Origin of the sequence: Undibacterium sp. JH2W (genome assembly GCF_049340425.1) — a bacterium.
In the GTDB taxonomy this organism is placed as follows: Bacteria; Pseudomonadota; Gammaproteobacteria; order Burkholderiales; family Burkholderiaceae_D; genus Undibacterium.
Map to the genome: position 1 here is coordinate 1 of NZ_JBMPOT010000024.1, position 26,279 is coordinate 26,279.

22 protein-coding genes are annotated in these 26,279 nt (G+C 50.9%); 15 read left to right on the forward strand and 7 right to left on the reverse strand.

Annotation, left to right across the window (positions count from 1 at the left end):
* The first annotated feature begins 16 nt into the window (after positions 1–16).
* The 7 genes from ACO0LC_RS25880 (at position 17) to ACO0LC_RS25910 (ending at position 12,764) form a co-directional block, all read left to right on the forward strand.
* Positions 17–4,957: a beta strand repeat-containing protein gene (locus tag ACO0LC_RS25880; protein ID WP_423008600.1), complete on the forward strand. Its 4,941-nt coding sequence runs from the start codon at positions 17–19 to the stop codon at positions 4,955–4,957.
* Positions 4,958–5,434: 477 nt separating this feature from the next.
* A complete protein-coding gene (locus ACO0LC_RS25885; protein ID WP_423008602.1) occupies positions 5,435–5,845 on the forward strand; it encodes a GntR family transcriptional regulator in 411 nt (136 codons plus the stop codon).
* Positions 5,846–5,847: 2 nt separating this feature from the next.
* Positions 5,848–6,717, forward strand: coding sequence for an ABC transporter ATP-binding protein (locus tag ACO0LC_RS25890; protein WP_423008604.1), 870 nt, complete (start codon positions 5,848–5,850; stop codon positions 6,715–6,717).
* Between the two features lie 57 nt (positions 6,718–6,774).
* Entirely contained in the window at positions 6,775–8,211 is a 1,437-nt protein-coding gene (locus tag ACO0LC_RS25895; protein ID WP_423008606.1) for a hypothetical protein, read from the forward strand.
* A gap of 358 nt (positions 8,212–8,569) precedes the next feature.
* Positions 8,570–9,043 carry a helix-turn-helix domain-containing protein gene (locus tag ACO0LC_RS25900; RefSeq protein ID WP_423008608.1) on the forward strand — a complete coding sequence of 158 codons (474 nt, stop codon included), beginning with the start codon at positions 8,570–8,572 and terminating at the stop codon, positions 9,041–9,043.
* A gap of 323 nt (positions 9,044–9,366) precedes the next feature.
* Complete coding sequence (locus tag ACO0LC_RS25905; RefSeq protein WP_423008610.1) at positions 9,367–12,105, forward strand: sensor histidine kinase; 2,739 nt, start codon at positions 9,367–9,369, stop codon at positions 12,103–12,105.
* A 26-nt stretch (positions 12,106–12,131) separates the two neighbouring features.
* Entirely contained in the window at positions 12,132–12,764 is a 633-nt protein-coding gene (locus ACO0LC_RS25910; RefSeq protein WP_423008612.1) for a response regulator, read from the forward strand.
* Between the two features lie 187 nt (positions 12,765–12,951).
* On the opposite strand, the gene ACO0LC_RS25915 is transcribed toward ACO0LC_RS25910, so the two are convergent.
* Complete coding sequence (locus ACO0LC_RS25915; protein WP_423008614.1) at positions 12,952–13,767, reverse strand: phosphate/phosphite/phosphonate ABC transporter substrate-binding protein; 816 nt, start codon at positions 13,765–13,767, stop codon at positions 12,952–12,954.
* 279 nt (positions 13,768–14,046) lie between these two features.
* Between ACO0LC_RS25915 and ACO0LC_RS25920 the strand changes: the two genes are divergently transcribed.
* Positions 14,047–14,499 carry a DsrE family protein gene (locus tag ACO0LC_RS25920; RefSeq protein WP_423008616.1) on the forward strand — a complete coding sequence of 151 codons (453 nt, stop codon included), beginning with the start codon at positions 14,047–14,049 and terminating at the stop codon, positions 14,497–14,499.
* Positions 14,500–14,685: 186 nt separating this feature from the next.
* Positions 14,686–15,006 carry a quaternary ammonium compound efflux SMR transporter SugE gene (gene sugE / locus ACO0LC_RS25925; protein ID WP_423008618.1) on the forward strand — a complete coding sequence of 107 codons (321 nt, stop codon included), beginning with the start codon at positions 14,686–14,688 and terminating at the stop codon, positions 15,004–15,006.
* A 52-nt stretch (positions 15,007–15,058) separates the two neighbouring features.
* Here sugE and ACO0LC_RS25930 read toward each other — a convergent pair whose 3' ends face one another.
* Entirely contained in the window at positions 15,059–15,349 is a 291-nt protein-coding gene (locus ACO0LC_RS25930; RefSeq protein ID WP_423008620.1) for a YciI family protein, read from the reverse strand.
* Between the two features lie 226 nt (positions 15,350–15,575).
* Here ACO0LC_RS25930 and ACO0LC_RS25935 point away from each other — a divergent pair, with 226 nt between their 5' ends.
* Positions 15,576–16,187 (forward strand): hypothetical protein, encoded by a 612-nt coding sequence (locus tag ACO0LC_RS25935; RefSeq protein ID WP_423008622.1) that lies wholly within the window; start codon positions 15,576–15,578, stop codon positions 16,185–16,187.
* A gap of 191 nt (positions 16,188–16,378) precedes the next feature.
* Complete coding sequence (locus tag ACO0LC_RS25940) at positions 16,379–16,816, forward strand: hypothetical protein (protein WP_423008624.1); 438 nt, start codon at positions 16,379–16,381, stop codon at positions 16,814–16,816.
* Positions 16,817–17,023: 207 nt separating this feature from the next.
* Here ACO0LC_RS25940 and ACO0LC_RS25945 read toward each other — a convergent pair whose 3' ends face one another.
* Positions 17,024–17,395 (reverse strand): MmcQ/YjbR family DNA-binding protein, encoded by a 372-nt coding sequence (locus ACO0LC_RS25945; protein ID WP_423008626.1) that lies wholly within the window; start codon positions 17,393–17,395, stop codon positions 17,024–17,026.
* 129 nt (positions 17,396–17,524) lie between these two features.
* A complete protein-coding gene (locus ACO0LC_RS25950; protein ID WP_423008628.1) occupies positions 17,525–17,935 on the reverse strand; it encodes a hypothetical protein in 411 nt (136 codons plus the stop codon).
* 135 nt (positions 17,936–18,070) lie between these two features.
* Here ACO0LC_RS25950 and ACO0LC_RS25955 point away from each other — a divergent pair, with 135 nt between their 5' ends.
* From ACO0LC_RS25955 to ACO0LC_RS25970, 4 genes are all read left to right on the forward strand, one after another.
* Positions 18,071–18,898 carry a helix-turn-helix domain-containing protein gene (locus ACO0LC_RS25955; RefSeq protein WP_423008630.1) on the forward strand — a complete coding sequence of 276 codons (828 nt, stop codon included), beginning with the start codon at positions 18,071–18,073 and terminating at the stop codon, positions 18,896–18,898.
* A 70-nt stretch (positions 18,899–18,968) separates the two neighbouring features.
* Positions 18,969–19,610 (forward strand): glutathione S-transferase family protein, encoded by a 642-nt coding sequence (locus ACO0LC_RS25960; RefSeq protein WP_423008632.1) that lies wholly within the window; start codon positions 18,969–18,971, stop codon positions 19,608–19,610.
* 139 nt (positions 19,611–19,749) lie between these two features.
* Positions 19,750–21,450: an SEL1-like repeat protein gene (locus ACO0LC_RS25965; RefSeq protein WP_423008634.1), complete on the forward strand. Its 1,701-nt coding sequence runs from the start codon at positions 19,750–19,752 to the stop codon at positions 21,448–21,450.
* 38 nt (positions 21,451–21,488) lie between these two features.
* A complete protein-coding gene (locus ACO0LC_RS25970; protein ID WP_423008636.1) occupies positions 21,489–22,874 on the forward strand; it encodes a tetratricopeptide repeat protein in 1,386 nt (461 codons plus the stop codon).
* 56 nt (positions 22,875–22,930) lie between these two features.
* On the opposite strand, the gene ACO0LC_RS25975 is transcribed toward ACO0LC_RS25970, so the two are convergent.
* The 3 genes from ACO0LC_RS25975 to ACO0LC_RS25985 form a co-directional block, all read right to left on the reverse strand.
* Positions 22,931–23,746 carry a substrate-binding periplasmic protein gene (locus ACO0LC_RS25975; protein WP_423008638.1) on the reverse strand — a complete coding sequence of 272 codons (816 nt, stop codon included), beginning with the start codon at positions 23,744–23,746 and terminating at the stop codon, positions 22,931–22,933.
* 292 nt (positions 23,747–24,038) lie between these two features.
* Entirely contained in the window at positions 24,039–24,893 is an 855-nt protein-coding gene (locus tag ACO0LC_RS25980) for a hypothetical protein (protein WP_423008640.1), read from the reverse strand.
* 151 nt (positions 24,894–25,044) lie between these two features.
* Positions 25,045–26,028 (reverse strand): jacalin-like lectin, encoded by a 984-nt coding sequence (locus ACO0LC_RS25985; protein WP_423008642.1) that lies wholly within the window; start codon positions 26,026–26,028, stop codon positions 25,045–25,047.
* Between the last annotated feature and the right edge of the window lie 251 nt (positions 26,029–26,279).

The following is a 26,279-nucleotide window of genomic DNA, read 5'->3' on the forward strand; positions in this document are numbered from 1 at the left end:
TGCTGGTAACGACACAGTGATCTTCGATAACATCAAAGATACACGCGCTGGTCTGACTATCTCCGACACAGTCGTAGGTGGTGCTGGTAACGACACACTCGTCATCGACGGCGACCTGACAGGTGCAGCACTGGGCGACCAAATCGCACTGGGCGCGTCTGAATGGACTAACGTATCCGGTTTCGAAACTATCCGTGTTGTTGGTACATCCAACAATGCTGGCGTAGCAGGTGCTGGTAACTACCGTCTGACATTGACAGATGCCCTGATTGCAGCCAACAACAACGGCGGCGTACTGGCGATTGTCAATGACAACGACACAGGCAACAACGGTGCAAACTCTGCAGACCTGACAGCAGGTACCGCAGTAGAAAGCGCGATCACCATCGACGCACGTACACTGAGCGCGACTAGCCGCTTCAGCTACAAAGGCGAAGAAGGTGCATCCCGCACAGCCGACCGTATCATCTTCACAGATGCGAACTTCAATGGTTCCCACGCGATTGACGGCGGTGCAGTTGACACAATCACCACCAACAACACACAAAAGAACGATGACATCATCGAACTGCGCAATGCAACAAACGCAGCTATCGGTGACTTCAACGGCATCAAAAACATCGGCAACATCGAACTGACCAACGACACAGCAGTAACTCAAGTGTCCCAAATCCAGTTGAATGATACGATCGTTGATGCATTGGTAGACAGCTTCCAGGCTGCCAACACAACAACCCACGTAGAACGTCTGACAATCCGTGCTATCGACAACACCAACGTTGCTAACGCAACAGTAGGCGTTTCCATCGATGCAGGCGCATTGACAGCACAATCTGCACTGGACGTCACACTGGGCCGTGGCGCCAACTTCCTGCAACTGGGCGCTGGTGCAGACCGCGTTGTGTTGTTGGGTAACTATGTTGCCGGTACTTACCTGACAACAGAAAATGGTGTGAACCTGAATGCACAATCCACAGCAACAGCAGTGGCACGTGTAGTGACAGACACCATCAACCTGGGTGCAGGTAACGATACACTGGTGACTTACGGCGCGATCAACCTGGCTGGTGCACAAATCTCTGGCGTAGAAAACATCACAGCAAACTCTGCTGTTGTGATCACTGCCAGCCAATACGCAGCCTTGATCGCAGCGCGTGCGGCACTGAACCTGTCTGGCCCTGTGTTGACTTTCTCTGGCGCAGGCCCGCATCAACTGACTATCGTTGATGACATCGCTGGTGCGAATAATATCGACCTGTCGTATATCTCCATCACCGGTGGTACGCTGGTGTATGACGTGACTTCGTCTTCCAATGCGACGGGTGGCAGCGTCAATAACATCACGACTTCCAATGCGATTACGGTGTCTGGCAACGGTGCCGCCATTGCAGGCACCATAGGTACCAGCCCGTCGAATGGCAATGGCCAGGCCACCAATGGTACTGCACTGACTGCAGGTGGAACCTTCAATGGCACAGCTGGCCTCAATGAAAATTTCACCGGCAATGTCGCTGCCCTGGTCGGTACTACCGTCAATGGTAACAATGCTGACTCTGACACTATCACCATCTCTGGTGGTGGTACGGTGAATATTGGTAGTGGTAATACCATCACCAATATCAAGACACTGACGTTGAACAGTACTGCTGCCAATGTGGTTTTCTTCACAGTAGCGAATTCTGGCATTACCACCATCAATGGCGGCTCAGGCGATGATTATGTTGATCTGGCGAATAGTGGCAACTCCATGCTGGCTGGCAATGTCAATCTGGGGGCAGGCAGCAATACCCTGGTCATGGAAGGCAAAACCTATACTGGCACCTATGTGGCTGGTTCGGGCACATCTGATACCTTGTACCTGTTCAATGGCAGCAATATCAGCGCGGCCAATGTCAGTGGTTTTGAAACCGTCAATATCAACAATAACGCGTCTGTCACCATGACAGCAGCACAGTTTGCTGGCTTTACTACCTTCACTGCTGCAGGGACAGAAACTGTCAATCTCACGACTGCAGGCACGGTCACAGCAAGTGCAAATGTGGAAAACTATGTACTGGGCAATGGCAGCAATACCTTTACCGCTGCAGCAGGCCTGGTTTCTGTCACCGGTGGTACGGGTAATGACACCATCAATGCCAGCTCAGCCATTATCACTGCTGCCGCTACCATCAATGGTGGTGCGGGTACGGATACCCTGAATGTCGGTGCTGTGACTGCAGCTCTCGACCTGTCTGCCAAAGTTAGCAATGTAGAAGTCATTAATGTCACTGGCGGCACCACCGCAGGCTGGACAGTGACGAATGAAAACGGCGCTGGCGTGACCCTGAACTTCACCAAGTCTGCCGCTAACGACATCAACAACATCACCCTGGGCTCAGGTGGCCAGACTCTCAATATTCTTGGCACGGGCACAGGGCGTACTACCATCACTGGCGGTTCTGGTGCGGATATCATCAATTTATCCACGACAGCAACCGGGGCGGATGCCATTGCGACTGGCTCGAACATCAATGCCATTGATACCGTCAATAACTTCAAGGCAGCAGGTGCAGACATTTTTGCTACGGGTGTTTTGCCAACTTCACTGTTTAGCCTGACTATTGCCAATGCCGACAGCAGTAGTCTGGCGGCAGCGATCGCTACAGCAGCAACTGCTGCAGGTGCGAGCCTGGCAAGTACGGGCCAGGCTTATACCATCGTCGTTAACAGCGGCACTGCGGCTGGCACCTATGTTTTTCAAAATTCCGGTAGTAATGTAACTTCAGTCGATGCGAGTGACTTTATCGCCAAGCTGGGTGGCACAATTGGTAGCATCTTGGCCAGTGATTTTGGTATTGCCAATGCAGTCGCCGTTACTGCGGGTGGTACCTTCAATGGCACATCTGGTGCGAATGACATCTTCATGTCCAGCATCCCCGGACTCAATGGTACGACCATTGCCGGTAATGCTGCAGACACTGACGTGTTGACCCTGACCACAGCGGGCACGGTCAGCATCAACAATGGCAGCACTGGCGGCACTCTCAGTAACCTCAAGGTTCTTAACCTGGCCAATGGTACCAATACCATCACCTACAATACGTCTGCGGGCTTCACCACCATCAATGGCGGCTCTGGCGATGATACCTTCATCCCCAATACAGCCTTGCTGCCTATTGTTGTGAATGGCGGCCTGGGCACCGACACTATCGTGCTGTCAGCAGCGTACGCTGCCACGGCTTCCGGCTCAGGTACTTTTGCTGCCAATGTCACCGGCTTTGAGAAATTGCGGCTTACCAGCGTCACCAATCAGAGCGTAGACTTGCAGACCCTGGGTAACTATAGCGACGTCACTTTCTCTGGTGCGAATGGACTGACACTGAGCAACTTGCCCAGCAATGGCAACATCACGCTGAATGGCTCGGGCACGGCCTTTACCATTTCCAATGCCGCCTTTGCCGGCGGTATCAATGATATCGTCAACCTGACACTGACAGATGCCAGTACTTCTGCAGTCGCTTTTGCCACCACTGGTATTACGGCATCCGGTGTCGAGACTTTCAATATCACAACCGTTGATGGCCAGGCCACACCGACAGGTTTTTTCAATGACACACTGACCATCCTCGGCAACTCGGTCAAGAACATCAATATCAGCGGCAATGCAGGCCTGACCATGCCAGCATCCAGTACCTCGCTGATTAACGTCGATGCCAGCGGCATTACCCTCGGCGGCTTTACCTGGACAGCCAATGCCCTGACAGGCACAGCAACTGTCAAAGGCAGTGCCACTGGTACCAATACCGTCAACATGAACTCTGCCACGGCTGGTGTTAACTACACGGGCGGTACAGGTAACGACAACGTGACAATTAACGGCACGGTTTCCAGCACGGCGGCATTGGGCAACGGTAATAATAGCCTGGCCCTGAATGGCGTGACCATCCTCGGCACTTATACCGCCGGGAATACTGGTACAGACAGCCTGGCGTTCTTCTCGGCCATACCGGATCTCAGTAATGCCACCATCACCGGTTTTGAAAACCTGACAGTCGTCAATAATGCCAACATCACCATGACTGCAGCGCAGATGGCGCAATTTACCGGCACCGTCAATGCTTCAGGAACCGAGACCATCAACCTGACGACCGCAGGTACGGTCACTGCCTTCAGTACCGTAGAAAAGTACAACCTGGCCAATGGTACCAATAACTTCACCTCTAACAACGTGGCTGTCAGCGTCATTGGTGGTACCGGTACGGATGTGTTCAACTTTACGGCCAACCAGATCGTCAACTTCCTGACCACCATTGATGGCGGTAATGGTATTGATGTCCTCAATGTCGGCACCACCACCACCCAGAACCTGGATTTCAGCACCAAGATCGCCAACGTCGAAATCATCAGCGTGGCGGGCAGTACAGGTACCGCCAGCGTCACCAACCAGGATGGCGCAGGGGTGACCTTGAACTATACGAAGAATACCGGCGACAACACCATTACCCTGGGTAGTGGCGGTCAGACCCTGAACTTGCTGGGCTCCAGCGTCTCTTCCACCACCATCACTGGCGGTGCTGCGGTAGATACCATCAACCTGCAGTTCTCAGGTTCCGGCTCTGAAACGCTGATAGAAACTGGTGCGAATATGTCGAACAAGACACAGGTCGACATCGTCGGCAACTTCAACTCTACAGGCACTGACTACTTCAAGACTGGTGTCAATGCGGCGAGTGTGGGGGCCTACATCATCGGTAATGCCGATACGTCTAACTACCTGGCCACCATTACTGCAGGCCTTTCCATCGTCCTCAACAACACTGGCCAGGCTTACCTGATCACGATACAGACAGGTACAGCAGCCGGCACCTATCTGTTCCAGAACACCGGTTCAGATACCAGCCAGTTCGATACTACCGACTTCTTTGTACAATTGACGGGTACGGTAGGTACTATTTCGACAGGCAATCTGATTGCATAAAGAAGGACATTCACCGGGCAGGTAATTCCAAACACTACCCGCTACTCTTGAAACGCCAGCTTTGCTGGCGTTTTTTATGACTGCCTCATCAATCCTGCTGTGCGGGGGAGAGGGGGAGTTGCGCAAGCGACTGCTTGAGTCTAGCCATCCTGTGTAGGTACTACGCCTTGGTGCTGACTATCGCAGAGCCGACACGTCGTCGCCAGTAATCGAAGCTGGAATAGGCAATTCTTCACGTAGGCAATAGTCGTACTGGCTTCACTTCTGCATTGCAGGAGGGGGCTTTGAGCGCTTGCCTGGAACAGATTTTAAAAAGTCCTTGAAATTGCAAATTTACTGTATTACTATATTAATACACTGATTGGCGGTGTATTAGCTGTGTATTGTTGGTGTATTGGTCATGCTCTTATTGTGAATAAGGCATGTCCACGCAAGCCATTTTAAAACAATGAAAGGTCGGACCATGGAGCATGAAACATGACGCCCCTGCACCCGCGCCAGTTGGGCGCAGAAATATTCCAGGTGGCGACGGGCAGTAGCGAACCGATTTACCGCCAGTTGATTGAACAATTACGACGCTTGCAGGCGGGTGGGCAGATTGCCGCTGGAGATGGCATGCCATCAGTGCGCGATGTTGCCAGCGAGCTGGGAGTCAACCCCATGACCGTATCCAAGGCCTATAGCATGCTTGAGGCTGAGGGCTTACTGGTGCGGCGTCGTGGCCTGGGCATGGAAGTGGCATCGCAGGCCAGCAGCAACTCTGACCTGGAATCCAGGCTGGAATTACTCAGACCCAGTCTGGAACGTATCGCCCTCGAAGCACGCCAGCTGGAATTGGATTCCAAGGCAGTCATCACACTCTTGACCAGTATTCTCAAAGGAAAATGAACATGCAAGCTCAGTTGAACGCACCTATACAAATTCAAGGATTGAGCAAATCCTTCAGCGGTCAAAGCGTATTGAAAAACCTGGACTGGCAGATTGCACCAGGCAGTATTGTTGGCCTGCTGGGGCGTAATGGTGCAGGTAAATCCACCTTGATAGAATGCTTATTGGGTTTGCGTGATCTCGATGCAGGCAGCAGCAGTTTATATGGCGAAGCCACTGGTCAGCTTAGCGCAGCCACCAAAGCCAGGATCGCCTATGTACCGCAACGCAGTGATGTATTTGAATGGCTGACTGCCCGGCAACTGCTGGCTTATTTCCAGCAGTTATACCCACGCTGGAATGAGGGCAAGGTGCAGTCTTTGATGCAGGCCTGGGATCTGCCGTACGACAAGGTCATCAATAAACTCTCGGTAGGACAAAAGCAGCGTCTGTCCATCATCCGTGCGCTGGCGCATGAGCCAGAATTGCTGATACTGGATGAACCAGTATCGAGTCTTGATCCTGCAGGTCGCCGTGATTTTTTGCGTGAATTGATAGACCGTGTCATCGACAAGCAAACCACCATCGTGTTTTCTACGCACATCTTGTCTGATCTGGAGAGAGTCGCCATGGATGTCGCTTTTCTCCACGAAGGACGCATCGTCCATCAACAGGCCCTGGATGACATGATGGATAACACGGTGCGCATCACTGCAACGCCAGCTGTGCTGCAGCAATTGCAGGCGGTAAAAATCCTGCGTCAGCCAGCACAAGCTGATGGCAAATTGCTGGCGCAATTCAGCGCCGAGCAATTGCAGCACTTGCAGGCGCGCCCGGATGTGCGGGTGGACAAACTGAGCCTGGAAGACTTGTTCATAGAAATGACACGTTGAAAATATCATGACATATCTGCCTGATCAACAATTCAAACGCGTTGCGAAAGAAAAAATATGAAAGCCATTATTTCCGTATGGATGCAGCCTGTCTATGCACGCATCAATACTGCTAGTTTAAAAGTGCTATACGCTTTGCTTGGCGTGGTCGCCTTGATACCTTTACTGGTAATGCTGCTTGCTGCTGGACAGAAATTAGAACTGATGCAAGTCTTGCTGGCATTGGTCATAGGTGTGGGATCTGTGCTGGCACTTGCGCTCTTGCTCTGGTTTATTTTGCTGGTGCCCAGTATTGCCTTGCAATACACGCCAAGCAATGCTGGTCTGGTGCCTGGCATGAAACCTCAGATGCAATTGGCTTTGGCCGTTCCGGTGTTATTGATCCCTGCCATTATTTCACTGGCCATCAGCTTCAAGTCGCCTGAATATTTCTTTATAAGCTGGTTGCTGGGAGTAGTCGTTTTTTTGATGTATTGCGCAACCCTGCGCAGTAAATGGGCAGCCCTGTTGATAGTATTGATGATGCAGTTGCCCATGCTGCTGGAAGATAAATTCAGCAGGATAGATCAATCGAGCTGGAACCAACCCATCTTGTTGTTGCTGGCCGGGCTGGGTTTGACTGCACTCGTCTTGCACTGGATTTTTGCTATCCACGGTGATCAGCATTTCAAGCGAGAAGAGAACTTTGCGGCGATGCAAAAAGTCATGAATGGCCAGGAGATGGGCACAAATCAGCAGATGTTGAATTTCGTCAATTTGTATGGTTTTTTGTTGCGCTTATGCCTGGAAAGAGTACGAAAGGCTCCAGATAAAGTTGGGCAATTAATTCCATTTTCTCTGGGCTGGCAGGCTTTTTGGTTGAGTAATTTTTTATCCGTCACTGTGATGAGCATGGGCTTGAGTATTTACTTCATACTGTTCATGGGGCAGTCTTCAAAGTTCGACGACAAAAACATGGTTTTGGCGTATTTTGCTGCCCTGGTGTCCTATATCATACTGCCACCCATCTATGTTTCCATCGCCCGCCATTCAGCGCAGCAACGCAGGCTTGAACAGGGTTTGCTCATGCTGGCTGCCAATCTGCCCTCTGCACAGGAGCAGAGCAAAATCATGCTGGGGTTTTTATTGCGCCAGTTCTTTGGTCTCTGGCTGATGACGGTCCTGGTGGTCGGGACAACAGTGCATTTTTCTCCGGCTTCGCAGTCCATGGCTGAAATGGTCTGGATCATTTGTTTTAGCCTCTTGCCCTTGAGTCTCATGAGTTTGACCAACTATGCGCGCATTAATTCTGTCTATCAGACTGCCATGCTGACGGCTTATGGAGTGCCATTCATACTGGGCCTGGCCTCACTGGGCCTGCACAAGTTAATGCCAGGTTTGCCGGTGTGGTTAATCTGTGGCTGGATTGTGACGGTCACCCTGGCGACTCTGGGCAGACGCTGGAAACAACTTATGCAAGTGAGTGCAGTGTTCCCGGCTGGTCGGGCCGCATAAAAGGGGACATCATGCGTGCCTTGATATTTTGCTGCAGTTTTTTCATCATTACCAGTATGCTGTTACAGCCAGGGCCATTGAGTGAGCAGCCAGTATCAGCACGCATGGACGCTGGTACTGTATGTAAGGCTGACTTCCTCAAATGCATGCAAGCGGGGCTCTGGCAAGGCCCGCGCTTGCTATGGTCATACTTTAGTATAGGGCACGGCAAGCCATAAATCGCCTATATTCTGTCCATTATCAGAGTTGAATATGTCGACTTAAGGATGTCAGAATGAATATGGTCATGCAAATGTGCTCACAAATAGCAAATTCAGCAAACTCAGCAAACAAAGAAGATGCTAGGAGCCTGAGTGCGATGGAACAGTATGAAAGACGTCGCCAGGTGGTGCGCGCGCATCAGCGTGGCGCCAAGAAAGTGCAGATCGCGCGTGAGCTGGGTCTCAGTTATACGGCAGTGTGCCTGATTATCACGCGCTACCTGAACCAGGGGGCTGATGCCATACTGCCGCACAAGCGTGGTCGCCGCACTGGCGAAGGGCGTGCCTTGAGCAGTGAACAGGAACAGCAAATACAAGAGATGATCCGTGACAAGAAGCCACGTCAGTTGCAACTGGAATTTTCAGACTGGAATCGCCCTGCAGTGGCCGAACTCATCAATAAACATCTGGGTGTGCGCATGCATATACGCTCAGTCACCAACTACCTGAAACGCTGGAATATTGTTGTGGAAAGGGCAGATCCCAGGCCGCAGCAGCATAAGGCAGAAGCACAGATGAGCGAGGTTGTCAGCGTCTCTACGCCAGTACCTGCATCCCTCAGTGTAGAGTAATCTCTATTACAATCGTGTCAGGCAGGCTGAGTGCAATTCTCAGTCTGCCTGACATGATTGTTCCTCTGCATCACGCGAATCGGCAGTTCTGTCCCACGAGACAAGCTTTCTAATCCATTCCCTTATACTATCTTGTTACTCAAGGCTAAAATGCCAAGTACAACTGAAGTAAAGGTATAAACCAAACTCTGCAGTTGTAGACGACGGTGTCTGCCTGATCCTGGTCGTCGCCACGTCCTGTTTGATTTATCTTCGGGTCTGCTGATTTGATTGCACTACGCTATTTGAAAAATACTTGTCTCTGCCACTTGCTGGCATTGCTGGTGTTATTACTCCCTCTGCTTGCGCAGGCTTCTGCCATGCGCAGCTTGCGCTTTCAACATGTGGGCCTGGAACAGGGCTTGCCTATGCAGTCTGTACAAACTATCGCACAGGACGCACAAGGATTCCTATGGATGGGTGGGCAGGCTGGCCTGGTCCGTTTTGATGGCTATCGTTTTACTCTCTACAAAAATAAGTCTGATGATATACACAGTCTCAATAATGACTGGATAAGACAGATTTATTTCGACCGCCAGGCCCGCATGTGGGTCATCACTGCTGCTGGTGGCCCGCATTTGTATGACAGGGTAAACGATCATTTTCAGCGCTTTATCATACCTGGCGGCACTGACTCGCAAGTACAAAATAGTGCCGTCAATGACATCATCGACGATGGACAAGAAGGTTTGTGGCTGGGCACTGAGAATAGCCTGGACCCCGCCAGCAATCGGTTGAGCAGTCTTAGGCATAGCAGTACCGATGGCAGCAGTGTCGCGCACGACGGCGTAATGGCCGTGCTGGAAGATAGCCAGGATCGCTTCTGGGTGGGTACCCTGGAAGGTTTGGACTTGCTGGACAGGGTGAGCATGAGATTTCGCCACTACCGTCATGATCCCGAAGACGCGGCCAGTCTGGGCAGCAATTTCGTGACTTTCCTTTTTGAATATAGTCAAAAAAACCTTTGGCTAGGCACGGGTGACGGGCTCAGTAAAATGCAAACGAACCAGCTGGGTCAAATCAGCTTTGGCAACTATGCGACTAATTCCACGGTCGACTGCATCATGGAAGATCAGGCCGGCAAACTATGGCTGAGCACAGATGCTGGAATAGCGCGTTTTGATCCTGTCAGCCAGCAATTTCGTTATTTCACGGGAAAAGATGGTCTGATTGATGGTGGATATTATTCCTCGTCCTGTTTTCGCGACGCGCAACATACTATGTATTTTGGTGGCCTGAATGGGTTGAGCTCCTTCCAGCCGGCTGAAATCCGCGAAAATGCCATTTCTCCCCCAGTCTTGATTACCGGTTTGCAAATCTTTAACCAGCCACAGGCAGCTGGCAAGACGGCAGAAGGATTCAGCTTGCAAGGACAAATCCGCGACAGTAAGGCCATCAGTTTGTCGTACCGGCATACGGTGTTTTCTCCGGAATTTTCCGCTCTGCATTTTGCTGATCCACAACGTAATCGCTATGCCTGTCAATTGCTGGGTTTTGACAAGGAAGGGGTCTATACCGATGCCAGCCGACGCTTTGCTACTTATACCAATCTTGACCCGGGTGAATACCTGTTTCGCGTCAAAGCGGCGAACAAAGATGGTATCTGGGATGAAACCGGCGCCCAGTTGCGCATCACGATCACGCCACCTTACTGGAAGACCTGGTGGTTCCGCGTCTTGCTGGCCTGCATTTTGTTCACTTTCTTGTGGATGGCTTATCGTTATCACCTGCACCAACTGCTACAACAAAAAAAACGGCTGGAAGTAGAGGTTGATAAAAGAACGGCGGAGATCGCTCAGCAAAAACAAGAGATAGAATTCAAAACTGACGAGTTGGAAAAAACCGTAGGCGTGCTGGCGCTGGCGAATAAACTGCAACTCGAACATCAAAGCGAACTGACGCGCTTCCTGGTGGTTGCCAGCCATGATTTGCGCCAGCCCATGCATGCACTGAATTTGTATCTGGAAGCCTTATCCATGGAAGAATTGACTGGCAGCTCCCTGGGTCTGCTATCCAAACTCAAGAAATGTGCGGGAACCATGGATGGCATGTTCCTCTCCCTGCTGGATTTGTCGCGTCTGGATGCCCAAATAGTAGAACCTAATGTCAGTGAATTCTCGTTGGCACTGTTGTTGAAAAAAATAGAACTGGAATTTGCTCCTCAGGCACAGGAAAAGTCACTCTACTTTACTGTTGCTGAGACCCAGGCCTGGGTCAACAGCGATAGTGATTTGCTGGAGCAGATTTTGCGCAACCTGGTTGCCAATGCCATACGCTATACCCATAGTGGCGGGATAGAACTCAGTTGCACAGTAGTGGGACAGCACCTGAATCTCACCGTCAGCGACACTGGCATAGGTATCTCCGTGCATCAGCAGGAAACCGTTTTCCAGGAATTTTTCCAGGCCAGTGTACACAGGCGTGACAGCAGCAAGGGACTGGGCATGGGCCTGGCCATCGTCAAAAGACTGTGCAATTTATTGAACATACCCATGGTACTGCACTCTGATCTCGGCAAAGGTAGCCAGTTCAGCTTATTGCTGAAGCAGTTGCAGGTGCCAGCAGATGCCGCTTCAGCACTTCATTTTGAGCATCAATATACAAGCCAGTTAAATGGCAAACGCGTCATCATCATTGATGACGACGACGCCATACTGCACGCCACGCAAAGCTGCTTGCTGCAGTGGCATTGTGGGGTCACGACAGGTCATAGCAGTGCTGAAGTGATCCATAAAATTGCTGATGGCATATGTATCCCGGACATTATTATTTGCGACTACCAGCTGGCTGGTAATGAAAATGGGTTGGAGGCAATCGCCAATTTACGTGACATGTTCAACCATGACATTCCCGCGCTTATCATCACTGGTGATATGCAAGTGGAAGAACGATTAAAAAATACCGGCGATGCTATGCACATACTCTACAAACCTGTGTCCATAGGGGTTTTGCAAACGACCCTGGGTCAGATGGTATTGGCGCAGCGTTTAACGCCGAAAGCCAGTGATGAGTCCCTTGACTGAAACAAATGTCAATTCAAATATAGATGATGGATGCCATGTACCCAATAATACTCGTGATTGAAGACCATCCCTTGTACCGGGACGCATTGATTGTCAGCATGGAGCGCATGCTCAAGAGCATGATCTTTGTGTCAGCCAACAGCGTGGAAGAAGTGCAGAAAAATTTCAAGGCTGGCGACAAAATAGATTTGCTGATGCTGGATCTGGGTTTGCCTGGCATACAAGGTGAGAAGGCCGTCAATTTTTTGAAAAAGCTCTATCCGGCAACACCTTTGCTGGTCTTGTCTGCCCAAGAAGAAAGGCGCGAAGTCAATGCCTGTCTGGCTGCCGGCGCCACTGCTTTTATTTCCAAGAGTGTCACCGTCGATGTGATTGCCGATGTGCTGACAAAAATACTGACCAGGCAAATGCTCGATAACAAGTGGATAGTACCCCGACAACGCATAGTCAAGGATACTGCCAGCAGCTTTGACCTTACTTCGCGTCAGCAGGAAATCCTGCTCTTGTTATGTCAGGGATATTCAAATAAAGAAATTGCCAGGCGACTCGATATCGTCGAATTGACTGTCAAGTCACATGTCTCGACCATCTTCAAGAGCCTGAATGTCATCAACCGCATACAGGCAGTGCAATTGGTCAGGCAAACGGGCATGCATTAAGAAGCTGTGTACGATCTTAAGCGTGAGCGAGGCTCATGCACTGCTCAAAATGCGCATGTACTTGAGTGCATTCCGTTTTTTTTCGCTGCGCTTATATATTGCCCTGAGTTTCATTGCCCTGAGTTTTACCCAGACCCTGCTGGAGTTCGCTACAGATCGCTACATATCGTCAACAGGTTCTAAGGCATTAACCCAGCCATTTCAATAAATCGCGCAAGCGTTGATCATTGCTGGCGGTATCGAATTCCTTGATACCCAATTGCTTGAGTACGGCCTTGCCTGCTTCATTGTCATTCAGTTGAGCCAACTCTTTTTTCAAGGACTGGACCTGAGCTGCCGTGATTTTTGGATGGGCGATCAAGGGTTGGTAAGGCTGGGCCTGACTGCTGTGGATGACCTTGTGTCCGGTCTTTTCCAGATTTTTGGCAACGCCAGAATACGAGGCTATGCCGCCCACGTCGGCGAGTTGATTATCCAGGTAAAACAACACAGCCCCCTGTTCTTTTGCATACTGGATTTTCTCCGCCGCCAGCTGGAAGCCATTGTGTGCCAGTTCAGCCGAGCAGAATTTCGACATATATGAAATTTTCTCAGGCAAGGCAATCCGCTTGCCCTTGACATCATTGATGTTTTTCAGGTTCGACGCCTTGGGTACGATGAGCAGGCACTGGCCATCTGGTTTGGAAGTGGAAACCAGCTGGTATTTGTAGTCGCGCACACCGCGCGCAGGGTAATCGCTGGGGCGGGCGATGACAAAATCCATCTTGCCAGCCTTCATGCCTTCTTCCAGTTGAGAAAACTCACGCGCTACGACCACAGTCACTTTCTTGCCCAGCGCCTTGCTCATGACATCGGCCAGGCCGGTATATTTATCGATGACTTGAGCGGCGTCCAGGCCACCGGACGTGCCCTCACTGACATACAGACTATAGTTGCCTTGTGCCTCAACCTGACTGGTCAAACCTGCCAGCAGACATGCAGCAATCGAAAGCATTTTTTTCATATCAAGATCCTGGAAAGCGGTTAATCATCCATCATTACAGGTCTTTTTTGCTCCTGTAACTGGATATTCGTATAGCCATCTGTACTACTGGAAAAATCAACTGTAATCCAGATAAGTGTTGATAGGCAATCCTTTTTAACATTCTTGATTTTATGGCCAGACTTTTTTGCATAGCTGCTTATCTATAAATTTCATGAAGAGTCTTGCCATAAATCTGCTATCTTTGATAGATAATGGCAATAAATATTGTCAATAAATGCGTTTGCAACAGGAGCGAAGATGAGACAAGTTTCCAACTATGCCCGCAGTTTGATGATGGCTATGCTCATCATCGGTCTGGGGCAGGGCCAGGCCCTGGCACAACAGGATGCCAGGACCCAGGTCGTGCAAAAAACCAAGGTGGTTTTCCAGGTCAGCGATGGTGACAGCCGCAAATGGGATCTGGCCCTGAATAATATAAAAAATGTCATCAAAGACATGGGTCGGGACAATATCGAAGTCGAGGTCGTCGCCTACGGCCCTGGCATAGACATGTTCAAATTCGAGTCGCCAGCCGCCAGCCGCATAGAAGAAGTCATCAAGATGGGGGCACACGTCGTGATCTGTGAAAACACCATGCGGGCGCAAAAAATTTCCAAAGCAGACATGCTGGAAAATCTGGGATATGTCGAAGCCGGGGTATCGCAACTGATCAAGCGGCAGCAGCAGGGCTATGCGTATATACGACCCTGAAACAGTCTGAGTCTGATAATAAACTATAGTGTGCGTTATAATTCTGCTTCAGGCTGGTATTAAAGTACGAGTTAAAGTGCGAGTACGGCTTAAAGGAATCTAAGCAGATTCCATTCGGAGGAACGACCTTCCCCACTTTGGGAATGAATGTCCGGGACGGCCCGGCTCTTTGCAAGGAGAGCTGCTATGGCTTGGATATGTTTGCTATTGGCCGGCATCTGTGAAGTTGTCTGGGCCTATTCCATGAAGCAATCGCAAGGCTTTACAAAACTGATCCCCTCTGTAATCACCATCGTTGGCATGCTTGTCAGTGTAGTTTTGCTGGCACTGGCCATGCGTACCCTGCCGCTGGGAACTGCCTACACCATGTGGACAGGCATAGGCGCAGTTGGTGCTTTCATCCTTGGCATTGTTTTTCTGGGCGAACCTTTGAACTTCGCCCGCGTGTGCTCTCTGATGCTGATAGTTTGCGGCCTCGTCTTTATGAAGATGTCGTCGACGCATTAGCGCGTCCAGATATCACTGTGCCTTCTGGCACACCGGGGACCAGGACAAAGGCTCAGGCCAGCTTCAAGGCTTCCAGCTTGGCCTGCGTCGCCTTGCAATCAAAATCCAGGATCTGATAATCAGCAACATCTGCCTGCACATAAGAGTCTTCTGCCAGGATTTGCAGTAGCTGCTCTTTCTCCATGCTCTGCACGGCGATGACGCCACCCAAGCCACTCTTTTTAGGGCCTGCGAACAGGAAGACACCTTCTTTCAAATAACGGCCTACCCATTCACCATGGGATTTGATATGAGCTTCAACTTGTGCCGGGTTTTTGCTATAGCTGACATTGAGTAAGTACATGATGTGTCCTTGTATAAAAAATGAGATATCGAATTGCTGCCAGCGTTTGAAACTGGCTGCTCATCTATGTCTGTCTTGTCGTGCTGAACAGATGTGGCTAGTATGCTTAACAGGATTAATTTGATAAAGTAGCAATAACTTGATACATTGCGAAGCCCCAGTGTTGAATCTGACGACGATTGCAGGCACCGGCATTGTCACAGTCGCTACTTACAATGAAAGTCACATGATCGTGTTAAACCTGATACGGAAAATTGCCTCTGTCCTGCTGTTACTGTGTTTTATCCTGCCCCTATCCAAGTGTTCCTTGAAAATGTCGCCGTCAGAGCAGACGCAAACACAATCCCAGACACAAACCCAGACACAAACCCAGACACAAACCCAGACACAAACCCAGACACAAACCCAGATACAAACCCAGATACAAACTCCGGCGCAGACTCAGTCTGCCAGTGAGAGCCAGGCCGTTCCGCCACCATTAGGCGAAGAGCGGGCTTTGTATGGCTATGAGATACTGAATGGGGCCTGGCGAGATGTTCTTGGCACCAATTTCATCGGCGGTTGCCTGAATATACTGGCGGTATTGACGGTATTTTTCTTGCCTTGTGGTTTATTGCTGGCAAAAGAAAAGCCACAAGCCATCATCACCCTGTTTGCCAGTATCTATGCAGCTTATGCCTTGTTCTTTTGGGTGTTCTGGTCGACTGAAATAAAAATTGGTGGGTTCCTGGCGATAAGCTGCTGGAGTAGTTTGTTTATCATCAGCCTGGTTGTGACGATGCGCTGGTTCATGCAATGGTGGCGGCATCGCAGCATCAGACAAACGATGAACGGATAGAGAAGTAGTGCGCCATCAGTACAGATATTTGCTGGCCCTGGCAGGCTGGTGGGCTGTGCAGCAAGCCAGGAAGAGCAGTAAGCCTGCCTGAGCCTGGATGCGCGGTCATGCGCATGACATAAATCTGGAATAAATTTCTGTCTGCTGATAGTAAAAGACAAGAAATTCCTATCCCATTTAATGACATTGCCATGAGCCCATCTGAAAACCGTCGCCACCAACGCGTGCAATTCTTTTTGGTCCCCCTCGGCACCCATGAAATACGCCCGGTCTGGGTATTCAACTCGCCTGACCACGCAGATGCCTTGCCAGCCTTGCTGGTCAATCTTAGCAATGGTGGCCTGCAAGTGCTAACCGAGCTGGAATCTGAGATGCCCAGCGGTCAGTATCAGCTTAGTTTTTTGCCAGATGAAGCCCAGCCCGATATGACACTGGCAGATTGCTACATACAATTACTGTGGACAGAACGCGAAGCTGGCATGCACACCAGATCAGGCTTTGCCTTTGTTGAGCAGATGCCGGCAGACTTGCAAGATTTGCTGACGCATGAAGATGCGGCAAAGCTGTTTTTGCGTTGCGTGATCATGCCGGTCAATGAGGTGCAGCAGAGTGGTCTGGAGATTGTTTGAGCTTGTTTGAAATTGTTCAAATATGCTTGTCCTTAAGGACGTCATTCCTGCGTGATGTTGGCAGGAATCCTGTGGCGTTTTGAGTGAACTTGTAGATGGATTCATCCTGCTTTGCACATCTTTTTTCAAATACATCCGTCTCTTATTGATTACCTCTTCCCGCGGATGAGACCAGGCCTTCGTCTTGTGGGGTGCGTTATGCGCCCCCTACTCATCAGCCCCATCAGCTAAAGCTTCTTCTCGCTTCTTCTTCGTCAAGCTGGACAAAGCCTTCTGATAAGAATACTTCAGCAATTCGCGCAAATACGCTTCTGGAAATTGCTCCACCGCGACGATGGTCACCCAGTGAAAGCGCCCCATATAACGTGCTGGCTTAACGCCTGGTGTATCCGTCAGTTCCAGAAAACGTTCAGGCGTGACCCGTATGCTGAAACGCCAGCGTTCTGGTTCGCTGGTCTTGAAATAGGCGAAAGATTTTTCGCCCACGCTATATGCCAGTACATTGCTCGGATCGGCATACAGTTTTTCTCGTGCACCGGCATAAGCGGCGCATAGTTTTTTGAGAGCAGCTAGTTTCATTTTAAGGAGGCGGTGAGCATGCAAATGGAATAATATAAGCGCTCAAGTGTATTGCAATTGCGATAATTTTGCTTGCGCTGCCGAAATGTAAAAAGAGGCGAGACTGGCCCACCTCCTTGGTCTGTTGAATTAACTGCGCAAGCCACGGTATTCCAGCACAGTAAAAGCCAGCACTACCAGCGCCTGCACACTGACAAAAACCAAGCCAGGTAAGCTGGGCTCAAACCAGACTTCCATCGTCAAGACACTGGCAATAAACCAGGCAAGGTTGCCGAGTATGATGATCCATGCCAGCAAGGCTGGCGGATTCTTTTCACGACCTGTGCGGCTGGTAAAACCCACCAGTGCAGCAACGGGGAACAGGCAGATGCCTGCCATGAATAAAAAATCCCTGGGCAAGTCCAGCAAGCCAGACAACAAGCCAGAGGTTGCGACCAGCAATAAGCCCATGACCAGACTGGTCAGGGCATCAAGGGCCAGCACGGTTCTCAAGGACAGGGCTGGTGCATGCAATTTGACAGCGCTAGATGCAGTTGACATGATGTATCTCCAAAAACGTTGAGGGGATTGCAGTTTCGCGCTACATTTGCCGCAAGTCGATTACCTCGCAGGTAATGGTAGTGATACGGGAAAGCAGAGATAATCCAGATTCAGACTTGCCATCGGGAGTAATCATTGACACATCTCACTTCTACTACTGCAGACCAGGCCGGGGCATCCGTTGGTACCCTGATACGCGAATGGCGCATGCAACGCAAATTGAGCCAGATGGAGCTGGCACTGGATATCGACATCTCGCCACGCCACCTGAGTTTTGTAGAGACTGGCCGCTCCCGCCCCAGCGCAGAACTCTTGATGAACATTGCCACCCAGCTTGATGTGCCCTTGCGCGCCCGCAATACCTGGCTGCTGGCAGCGGGTTATGCACCACGCTATAGTGAGCAGGGCCTGGATACGGCGCGCATGGCACATGTCAGGGCAGCGGTGCAACGATTATTGGATACCCATGCCCCCTATCCAGGTGTTGCGCTCGACAGACACTGGAATGTGGTCTTGCATAACCGTGCTGCAGAAAAACTCATGGCTTTGCTGCCACCAGAATTACTGACGCCAGCAATCAATATCTTCCGCGCCAGCCTGCATCCGCAAGGTTTTGCTGCCTATACCAGGAATTTTTCTGAATGGGGCAGTTATCTTTTGCAAGTGCTGCAAAGACTGATGTTGAACGCCCGCGATCAAAATATCATCACCCTGGCAGCAGAAGTGCATGCCTATCCCAATGTCATCGCCCTGAAACAGCAGACACCGGTCACGCAGGCGACAGAGCCTTCTCTGTTGATACCCTGCATCATGGAATTGCATGGACATGAGCTCTCCCTGTTCACCACCCTGACTACCTTCGGCAGCCCGCGTGACATTACCCTGCATGAACTATGCGTGGAATTATTTTATCCCGCCGATACGCAAACCGAAGTGTTTTTGAAGACCATGGGCAGGGCATAGCGCTGCCGTATGCGTAATCAGCCAGTTGTTGGTAAGATGCCTGTTCTCTTCATACTTAAGGACTAGCGTCATGTACAAACTGCATAGCCTCTGCCAGTCAGGAAACGCCTATAAGGTGGCATTTTTATTACGCGCCCTGAATCAGCCCTTCGAGCTGGCTTTTGTTGATATGTTCCAGGGCGTCACGCGCAGCAGTGACTGGCGCGAACAAGCCAATGAAATGGGGGAAGTGCCTATCCTCGAAGATGGCGAACGCAGACTGACACAGTCTGGTGTCATCCTCACTTACCTGGCTAATAAACACGGCGCTTTTGGCGGCAAGAATGAAGATGAAAAACTTGAAGTCTTGCGCTGGTTATTATTCGATAACCACAAGTTCACCAGCTATTTTGCCAGCTATCGTTTCAATAAATCCTTCGGCCCTGCAGCCCCCGATCCAGCCGTACAGGCCTGGTTGCTGGGCCGTATAGACAATGCCTTTACTATCGTCAACAAGCATCTGGCAAACCGCGCTTACATGGTTGGTGATGCACCGACGATTGCTGACTTTTCCCTGAGCGGCTATCTGTTTTACCCGGAAAACGAAAGCGACTATAAGCTGGAAGGCCGCTACCCGCATATCATCGCCTGGCTGGAACGCCTGCGCGGCTTGCCGGGCTGGGCCTTTCCCTACGATATTTTGCCGGGCGAGAGGATTATGCCTAAGTGGTAAATTCGTTTTGGCTTCGATGCAGCGATGAACTAACGCTAGTCATCAGGAAATTAGTAGATAAGCGTGGTTGCCTGCCATTCTGCATCGCTGCATAATGGATGTTTATGCTGCGACGTATTCTACTAATTAATTTCCAACCATGAAAAGACTCTTGCTGGCAGCCAGCCTGTTTGTGCTTGCCCAGCCTGTCTGTGTGCAGGCCGCCGCTGATAATAGTATTTCTGGCATCGATTTCCAAAAGATACTGCCCAAGAACGAAAGTGCTGAAAAAGCCCTCATCTCCCTGCGCAGCCTGGCAGAAAAGGGTAATGTCAAGGCGCAGAATTCCCTGGGTTTGCTGTATTTTGTTGGTGAAGAAGTTGACCAGGATTATGCTGAAGCCTTTAAATGGTTCAGCATGTCGGCTGCGCAAGGGAGTGCGCTGGGACAGGGTAACCTGGGTTTGCTGTATCTCGAAGGCAAAGGAGTGGCCCGGGATGACAAGCAGGCTGCAAGATGGATCAAAGAGTCTGCTGCTCAGGACAATGCCGCTGCCCAAGCCAATCTTGGCATGTTGTATCTGGAAGGGCGGGGCGTGGACAAGAATGTCGCCCATGCCTTGCTATGGACACGCAAGGCGGCTGCGCAAAAGAATGCAACAGCTTTGTTTACCCTGGCCAATATGATCAAGGCTGGTACGGGTACAGAGCAGCGATATAGCGAGGCCATGGCCAATTACCGCAAGGCGGCCGAGCTTGGCCATGCTGGCGCCCAATATGCGCTGGGACAAATGTATAAGTCAGGCCAGGGTGTGCGCCAGGATCATGGAGAAGCAATTTCCTGGTTCCGTCTGGCAGCAGAGCAGGGGGATGCTGCGGCTCAACTCAGTCTGGGCTATGCCTATGCAAAAGGCCTGGGTGTCATCAAGGATGGCGACGCTGCATTGCGCTGGTACAGGTTGGCCGCAGCCTCTGGCAACGCGGCTGCCCAGGCAAATCTGGGCGCGATTTATTTCAGTGGTGACGGTGTCCCGCAAAACCTGGTGGAAGCCTTGAAATGGTATCGCCTGGCAGCGAACAAGGGCGATGCCGATGCCCAGGCTAGCCTGGCTGGCATGTATGAACAAGGCAAGGGCGTACCGCAAAATGATGCTGAGGCGCTGCGTTTATATCGGCTGGCGGCTGCCCAGGAGCAAACCGCTGCCCAACTCAATCTGGCCTTGATGCTGATGGAAGGTAAAGGGGGTACCCGTGATGATGTGGAAGCCGTCAAATGGTTACGACTGGCAGCAGAAAAAGGCAATGTGCAGGCCCAATACAATCTCGGTGTTTTACTGGCGCAAGGCCAGGGTGTGCCCCAGGATTTTGAAGAAGCCGTTAAATGGAGCAAGCTGGCTGCCGAGAAAGGGCATGCGGGTGCGCAATTCAGCCTGGGGATGCGCTATAGCCAGGGCCAGGGTGTAGAACGTAATGATGAGTCTGCCGTGAAATGGCTGCAAAGGGCCGCAGATCAGGGACATGCCATGGCACAGAATAGCCTGGGCATGCGTTATGCCAAAGGGCTGGGGGTGGTGCCAGACCAGGCTGTCGCTTTCAAATGGTATGAAAAATCAGCCAGGCAAGGCAATAGCAATGCACTCAATAACCTGGGGCTGGCGTATGAGCAAGGCCTGCAAGCGCAGGGGGCCAAGCCAGATGTAGCCGCTGCCTACCTGTGGTTCACGACCGCAGCCAAGGCCGGGTTGGCCGAAGCACAAAAGAATAAAACCAGGCTGGGCAAGAAAATCAATAAACAGCAAATCAATAAAGCTGAGACGCAGGCAGAAGATTGCAAAAAACGCTTGTTCAAAGACTGCGTTTAAGCAGCGATGTGTGTACATCCAGAATGACAGGAGCAGGTGTGAAAGAATTTTTTGCTAGCAGTTTGGCAGCCAGCATGCTTGTGTTGACTCTGCAAGCACAGGCAGGTCCGGCTGATGAGGTGCTTGACAATAAAAAGACGGGCCCCACGATTACCATGGTGTCTAATGTGATGCCCGATATCAAGGACCTGGCTGACAAAGCTGCCGCCGGCGATGTCAAATCACAGCTCGCTTATGCCCGCATGTTTGCCAGTGGCCGGGGTATCAAACAGGATTTGACGCAAGCAGCCAAGTGGTACCAGTTGGCTGCAGAACAAGGTAATGGCGAAGCACAGGCTAGCCTGGGCTATCTCTATATCCATGGCCGGGGTGTAGAAAAAAACATAAACGAAGGTATCAAATGGTACATGCTGGGCGTGGCCCAGGCCAATAAAATGGCGCAAAACAATTTCGCCCACCAGTATCTGAATGGCCAGGGAGTAGAAAAAGATGTGCTGGAGGCGTTCAGGCTATTCAAGCTGTCAGCACAGCAGAACTATCCGCTGGGGCAAGCCAACCTTGCGTACATGTATGAGCGTGGCCTTGGGGTGGAACAGAATTATGCCGAGGCCGTGAAATGGTATGGCCTGGCTGCTGCACAAAAAAGCCCCGAGGGCCAAAATGGCATGGGCAATATGTATGCCTATGGCAGAGGGGTGGACCTTGACTTTGCCGAGGCAGTCAAATGGTACCGGCTGGCTGCACAGCAAGGTTTTTCACCGGCACAATTCAACTTGGCCTACCATTATTTCAAGGGAGATGGGATAGGCAAGGATGATATCCTGGCCGTCAAATGGTATAGCCTGGCTGCTGAGCAAGGTTTTGCCAGGGCACAGTACAACCTGGCTAACCATTACGCCAATGGACAAGGCACAGGCAAGGATATGGTGCAAGCGATCAAATGGTACACCCGTGCTGCTGAACAAGGGCATTCAGGAGCGCAAGCAACTTTGGGCATGCGTTATGAATTTGGTATGGATACTGCACCCGACCCTGTGCAAGCATTGAAATGGCTGACGTTGGCAGCAGAACAAGGCGTCGACCGGGCGCAAAATTATTTGGGCGAAAAATATTTGAAGGGCCGGAACGTCGCAAAAGACGCCGTGCTTGCGCTGAAATGGATACGTATGTCAGCAGAGCAAGGCTATGCGCCAGCACTATTGAATCTGGCAGAAATGTCAGAAAAAGGCGAGGGCATGGCGAGCGATCCTGAGCGCGCCTATATGTGGTACACACTGAGTGCCGATGCTAGCCTTGCCAGCGTAAGAGAACCAGCCCAAGCCCGGTTGCAGGCACTAGCAGACAAACTGTCTGCTGAAAAAATTGCCAGGGCCAATAGCCTGGCAGTCACTTGCAAAGCGCGTAATTTTAAAAATTGCATGTAGATGTACAGACGCAAGTCATGCAGGCACTGTGGTGGCGCTGGGGAGTTTGTTCCAGACTAAGGCCTGGGACCTTCATACCGCAATTCACGTGCTAGTTTGCTGCCTATGTGGCGGGCAAAAATCTGTTCCAGCGTACCATCGTCGGCCATGCTGTAGATAGCCTTTTTCAGCAAATCACGCCTGGTCTTGCTGACTCTTTCCCTGGAAACGATGAGGCCATGCACCAGGCTGTCTTGCGGTGTCCAGTCCAGCAACTGTACTTGTTTATTGATGTCTTCTTTTTTCAATAACGGTTCCCACACCGTGGGCAGGGCCATGATGGCGTCGACCCGGCGGGCGAAGAACAGTCGCAACAGGCTATCAAGGTCGGATGCTTCATAGACCCGTTTTTGTGCCCATAGTTTTTCCAGCCACTCATCAAACTGCGGGCCATGTTTAAAACTCTTGATGACGCCGACTTTCAAATTGGCATCGGCCAGAAAACCTGCCATGCTCAAGCCTTGGGCAGGCATGTCGCGGTGTAGCAAGACATAATTCCGGGTGGAAAAGTAGGGGATGAATTCAGCAAATTTTTCCCGCTCAGGAGTGGGTATGCCAGAGACTGACATGTCCAGGCTATTGTTTTTCAATTGGGTCCAGATACGCACCCGTGATTCCAGCACGGTATCAAACTGGCAGCCGCTGCGTCTGGATACCTCTTCAACCACATCCTTGTCTATACCCGCATAACTGCCATCGGCATTGTGGTAATACAGGGCACCCAGTTCATAATAAGCCAGCTGTATGCTGCCGCAGCCAGAGCTGGACTCGGCTGCGCAGGCAGGCATGCAGCTCAAGACCAGCATGAACAATACCAGTGCAATACGTTTCATTTGCACACCCCTTAGCCATCTTTTCTTCAGACTAGTGTCAGTATGCAAGTTGCGCAATAGTCGAAACGATAAGACTGGCTAGTCAACGCAATGTCCGGCGCATGGGGGCCCGGTAGATTTGTGCATGAGCAAAGATGTTTTCCAGTCTGTGTCTTTGACTTCACTCTGAGGCCGGGTCAATGTAATGGCTGCTTGTCGAGGATATTGCTTGTCTCGACAAGCAAAACCTCATTGCTAACAATTGTAAATTGGCTGGCAAATTAGCGTTGCAATACCTTGCTCACTGTCTGCATCACTGTCCGGTGAATTTGCTGCCAGGGTAGGGATGCCTGGTGGGCTTTAACTCTTCATGGTAATTCGGCGCACGGGTTTGCATGGTATGTGGGTTACCCAGGACAGTGGTGGTGGTCAGTGCGGCTTTATCTGTGCCCCAGCACGCCAGGGCAGAATTGCGGTTGCCATGCAGGTCTATGATGATGCGCCTGGCAATCTCGTCAGGCAGTTTTCCTGTAGGCGGTGCCGGGCGGGTCTTGGGTGGCACGACAATGGCATCGCCAGGTGCTATCCATAGATCAGCCAGCGAGATTTCCTGCACATAGGGGCGCCAGCGTGCCACACTGATGACCAGGGAACGATCATCCTGGGAGAAAAACACATGCGGGAAATCATGGAATTCCAGGTCGGTAGGATTGTGGGTCAGCAATTCACGCCGCCGCCGTCCACCTATATACGGTGACTGGTGACCTGCCCATTTGCCGTAAGTGTACTGGGCCATGATCATGCCCTCGTATTCAAAGCGCAGGCATTCACCACTTTTCAGCAAGGTCATGCCAAAAGCCTGTACGCTTTCTTTGGTGGCGGTGATGGACTCGTAATGGACTTCAGGCGTCTTGAAATCGAATTCGGTAATCTGATAGGGGTGACCATCATTGGGGATGGTCTTGGGCTGGTGGCTGATGCCCTTGTATTTGACACCCCGGTCAAGGTCGGGATTATCCCTGGCAATGCTGATTTCCTCGCCGAAACGCTGACGCAATTGTCTGCCATGGCCATGGTCGTTATACAGGTAGGGATATTCCCTGGGCAGCAAGTCTATATAGGGGCCGTCTTCTATGAAGATGGGTGCATCGAAGGCTTCGTTGCTCACGGTGCTACTCCTTGTGTTGAACCAGTATCGATTAATTGTGTAGCGTATCTTATCTTGTTATTCAGCCAAGATGCGAAAAGCGTGGGTGATTGCTGCATGCCAGCCTCAAGACTGCCATGCAGCAACATGCCCGGTGTTTATAGATCCGGTTTTATACTACTTCTGCTGTTTCCAGCTTGGGCAGGGTATTTGGTTGCAGGTATTCTGCTTCCAGTTTTTTGCCACGTACTGCCAGGTAGACGCCCCTGAAATCATCGAAACTGAATGGCGGCTTGGTTTCATCGACGAAGCGGAACACGGCCTTGGCCTTGTAAGGTACATCAAGGGTGGCAGAAGACACCACACCCTTGGCAAATACGACGGAATTGGGTGGCACGACCGCGCTCATTTCCATGGTAAAGGTCTTGGTTTCACTATGGCCAGTGGCAAAGGAGATTGCACCGGTATAGGAAAAGCTGAATTCCTTGCCCATTTCAGCGATGCCAACCCCACCCTTGACCGAGATCTTGAAACCCACGGAAAAAGAATGGGTATGCGTGAATGTAGTGGAGTCAGTGTGGCTGGCTTGCCAGGTTTGGCGGCAAGTCTGGGCGATACTGGAGTTATTCCTGAGTTCCAGCCATTCCACTGCATCAACGCTGGAGAGATTGCCTTCTTTCATGTCGATAGAGATATTCGACAATTCCACTTCCTTGACGGCTTCCATCATGACAAAGCCCAGGCTGTCTACGTCTGAACCTGCCCTGCCAAAAATACCCAGCAGCGTGCCAGTGCGTGATAAATCGATCTGGCTGTTACGCCAGTTGCCAGACTTCATGCTGTTACCAAAGTTGGTGTGCAATTCTATCCAGCCACAGCGTCCGCCACGATAACCACTGGTGCCCAGTTTGGCGGATTTGATATATTCCCCATCCTGCAGCTCCATAGCGTGATGCTCGCCATCCTCGGTACCAACCAGATAACCCTGCCGGGGATTTTCACGGAAATACACTTTAATACCGCGTATGGTTTGACCGGTTTCCCAGGTCTCGATTTTACTGATCGCGCTTTTGTTATTACTGACGATTCTGTAAGGCCTGCCGCTAGGTCCACCCTGTGTTTCTGTGTCAAAAATGAGATCGTCCCATGTATGCATGATATTTCCTTTTAGCGTTGATAAAGCCGGATTTGATTGTTAAACGTATAATGTGCAATTGCCAAGAAATTATCAGGCTTGTCTCTTTTGCACGCTGGTACAGCTTGGCATCAGTGCAGGATCAGTTTGGTATCAGTTTGATGATTGTTTTTGAGCACTTACTTGCTGCCAATAAAGACGGCAGTAGTGGGTAGTGATATGCAAGGCAGACAGAGTCCAGTTCAGGATGAATTTCACCAGCAGGAGCAAGA

Bases quoted from the DNA above. Each gene is read 5' to 3' on its own strand.
- ACO0LC_RS25910 (WP_423008612.1), top strand. From the start codon at position 12,132: ATGGATGCCATGTACCCAATAATACTCGTGATTGAAGACCATCCCTTG.
- ACO0LC_RS25950 (WP_423008628.1), bottom strand. From the start codon at position 17,935: ATGTCAACTGCATCTAGCGCTGTCAAATTGCATGCACCAGCCCTGTCC.
- ACO0LC_RS25965 (WP_423008634.1), top strand. From the start codon at position 19,750: ATGAAAAGACTCTTGCTGGCAGCCAGCCTGTTTGTGCTTGCCCAGCCT.
- ACO0LC_RS25900 (WP_423008608.1), top strand. From the start codon at position 8,570: ATGGAACAGTATGAAAGACGTCGCCAGGTGGTGCGCGCGCATCAGCGT.
- ACO0LC_RS25885 (WP_423008602.1), top strand. From the start codon at position 5,435: ATGACGCCCCTGCACCCGCGCCAGTTGGGCGCAGAAATATTCCAGGTG.
- ACO0LC_RS25985 (WP_423008642.1), bottom strand. From the start codon at position 26,028: ATGCATACATGGGACGATCTCATTTTTGACACAGAAACACAGGGTGGA.
- ACO0LC_RS25940 (WP_423008624.1), top strand. From the start codon at position 16,379: ATGAGCCCATCTGAAAACCGTCGCCACCAACGCGTGCAATTCTTTTTG.
- ACO0LC_RS25935 (WP_423008622.1), top strand. From the start codon at position 15,576: ATGATCGTGTTAAACCTGATACGGAAAATTGCCTCTGTCCTGCTGTTA.
- ACO0LC_RS25930 (WP_423008620.1), bottom strand. From the start codon at position 15,349: ATGTACTTACTCAATGTCAGCTATAGCAAAAACCCGGCACAAGTTGAA.
- ACO0LC_RS25960 (WP_423008632.1), top strand. From the start codon at position 18,969: ATGTACAAACTGCATAGCCTCTGCCAGTCAGGAAACGCCTATAAGGTG.
- ACO0LC_RS25915 (WP_423008614.1), bottom strand. From the start codon at position 13,767: ATGAAAAAAATGCTTTCGATTGCTGCATGTCTGCTGGCAGGTTTGACC.
- sugE (WP_423008618.1), top strand. From the start codon at position 14,686: ATGGCTTGGATATGTTTGCTATTGGCCGGCATCTGTGAAGTTGTCTGG.
- ACO0LC_RS25890 (WP_423008604.1), top strand. From the start codon at position 5,848: ATGCAAGCTCAGTTGAACGCACCTATACAAATTCAAGGATTGAGCAAA.
- ACO0LC_RS25975 (WP_423008638.1), bottom strand. From the start codon at position 23,746: ATGAAACGTATTGCACTGGTATTGTTCATGCTGGTCTTGAGCTGCATG.
- ACO0LC_RS25895 (WP_423008606.1), top strand. From the start codon at position 6,775: ATGAAAGCCATTATTTCCGTATGGATGCAGCCTGTCTATGCACGCATC.
- ACO0LC_RS25920 (WP_423008616.1), top strand. From the start codon at position 14,047: ATGAGACAAGTTTCCAACTATGCCCGCAGTTTGATGATGGCTATGCTC.
- ACO0LC_RS25945 (WP_423008626.1), bottom strand. From the start codon at position 17,395: ATGAAACTAGCTGCTCTCAAAAAACTATGCGCCGCTTATGCCGGTGCA.